This is a genomic window from Propioniciclava soli, assembly GCF_014858005.1.
Taxonomy (GTDB): Bacteria; Actinomycetota; Actinomycetes; order Propionibacteriales; family Propionibacteriaceae; genus Propioniciclava; species Propioniciclava soli.
The window spans coordinates 1-2,075 of the sequence record NZ_JACYOT010000032.1 but is presented as its reverse complement, the minus strand read 5'-3'; the positions used below and the strand labels follow the sequence as shown (position 1 = coordinate 2,075).

General features: G+C 67.0%; 3 protein-coding genes. 1 reads left to right on the top strand and 2 read right to left on the bottom strand.

The window, feature by feature from the left end; genetic code table 11:
- On the bottom strand, positions 1-310 hold a 310-nt coding region (locus IFY26_RS17290; protein ID WP_232550256.1), incomplete at its 3' end, for a hypothetical protein.
- A 653-nt stretch (positions 311-963) separates the two neighbouring features.
- Between IFY26_RS17290 and IFY26_RS17285 the strand changes: the two genes are divergently transcribed.
- Positions 964-1,539: a recombinase family protein gene (locus IFY26_RS17285; RefSeq protein ID WP_232550255.1), complete on the top strand. Its 576-nt coding sequence runs from the start codon at positions 964-966 to the stop codon at positions 1,537-1,539.
- An 88-nt stretch (positions 1,540-1,627) separates the two neighbouring features.
- Here IFY26_RS17285 and IFY26_RS17280 read toward each other — a convergent pair.
- Positions 1,628-2,075: tetratricopeptide repeat protein (locus IFY26_RS17280; protein ID WP_232550254.1), on the bottom strand; the 448-nt coding region annotated here is incomplete at its 5' end.

Genomic DNA, 2,075 nt, shown 5'->3' with positions numbered 1-2,075 from the left:
ACAGCTGGCCGCCGATGTTGGCCCCGAGCGCCCGCACCTCGCCGGTGGCGGTGGACTCCTCGTCGAGGAACACGTGGCCGGTGATCGTGGCTTGGTCCAGGTTGAGGGCGTAGCCGTCGGGGTTGGTGAGGGTGGCCCCCCGCAAGTTCAGCTGGCCGCCGATGTTGGCCCCGAGCGCCCGCACCTCGCCGGTGGCGGTGAACCCTCCGGTGAGGAACATCCCGACGGTGATCGTGGCCCCGTCCAGGTCGAGGCCGGGGGTGTGGCTGCCGGTTAAGACCAGCTGGCGGCAGGCAAGGCCTTCCATCAAGACGGGCTCGTTGAATCGCGAGTCGGTGATGGTGAGCGTGCAGGGCAATGTGGCGTGTTCTAGATCAAGAGACCCGATGATGTTGGCGCCCCGGATTCGCAGCCCTCGGGGATCGGGGTCAAGGCCCTTGGTCAGTAGCGCGGCCCGGACAGCAGCGGCTGGGATCGTCCTACCCGAATCCCAGTCGTCGGCCTCAGCCGGATTGGCTGAGCCTTCCCCGGCAAGATCCAGCTGGGTGCCCGACCTGGCCGCGGCCACCAAACGAGCCACCCACACACTGTCCTCCGCCATAAGCGCAGTCTGCCTTTGAGCCAAGGGACCGAGCCAGTCCAGTCGAGCGCGCACGTGGTCACGCACAGGAGACGACGACCACTCGCGACTCACTGACGTTCGGTTTCCAGTCCCCCTGAGACGAGCCCGGACCGGCGCCGCGGCGTCCGCCGGTAGGAGATCTACTTGAGATTTCCGAGAGGAGTAGCCACGGGGGTGGCGGGTGTCTGCTGGGTGGGTAGACAGGCTGCCGGCCCACTCGCGCGCAGCTGTTCGGTGTCCAACGGGGTGTACTCGCTGAGCACCTTGGACGCCGTCCGCTTCCTGCGTACATTGAAGTTCGTGGAACCCTTGGTTGACGGAATCAGCGGAAGGTCTTAGACGTGACTGGACGGGTGTACGGGTACGCGCGGGTGAGCTCGAAGGACCAGAACCTCGACCGTCAACGTGAAGCCCTGGGCGGGGTCGACGTGCTGGTCGAGGAGACCGTCTCGGGCAAGAACGTCGCCGACCGCGAACGTCTCCGCACGCTGATGGCTTTCGCCCAAGTGGGGGACACCATCCGGGTGAAGTCGATCGACCGGCTGGCCAGGGACACCCGTGACCTGCTGCGGATCGTGGACGAGATGGCCGAGAAGGGCGTCGCGGTCGAGTTCGTTGACTCGCCCATGCTCAACGTCTCGACCAAGGAAGGGCGGGCGATGCTGACCGTGTTTGCGGCGTTCGCCGAACTTGAACGCGAGGCGATTCGTGAGCGGCAACGTGAAGGCATCGCGTTGGCCAAGGCGGCTGGTAAGTACCGCAAGGCACCCAAGCTGACGTCAGAGCAGGTGGCCGACGCCCGTGCCCGGGCCGAGGCAGGGGTGCCGAAGGCGAGGATAGCGCGGGATCTCGGAGTGAGTCGCCAGACGCTGCACACGGCGCTGCGAGCTGGCACTGATGAAGCGCCCGTCGTGTGACCCCTTATGACTCCGACTGACTCGCTCACGCGGACCCGTTGCCGATGGGTGCACCAGCGCGGTCGACTGCACAGGTGATCGTGCAAGCTCAGTCCGGCTGACTCAATCGTCGTCGAGCTTCATCACGGTTCCCGATGAGTGCGCGCGTTACCTCGTGGGACTGGCCAAACAACGCTTCCGCGGCTTCCGCTGCCGTCGTGAACTCGCTGAGTGCTTCCTCCCGCCTTTCCTGTTGCCAGTAGGCGTGGGCGAGGTTGTTGCGGGAGGTCAGGGTGTTGGGGTGGTCGGGGCCGAGGACCCGCTCACGGTCGGTGAGGGGCTGCTCGTACAGCGGGAGGGTCCGGCCCAGGTCCCCCGCCGACCGGTAGGCACGGGCGAGGTTGTTGCGGGAGCCCAGGGTGTCGGGGTGGGCGGGGCCGAGGACCCGCTCACGGTCGGTGAGGGTCTGCTCGTACAGCGGGAGGGTCCGGCCCAGGTCCCCAGCCGACCGGTAGGCACTGGCGAGGTTGTTGCGGGAGCCCAGGGTGTCGGGGTGG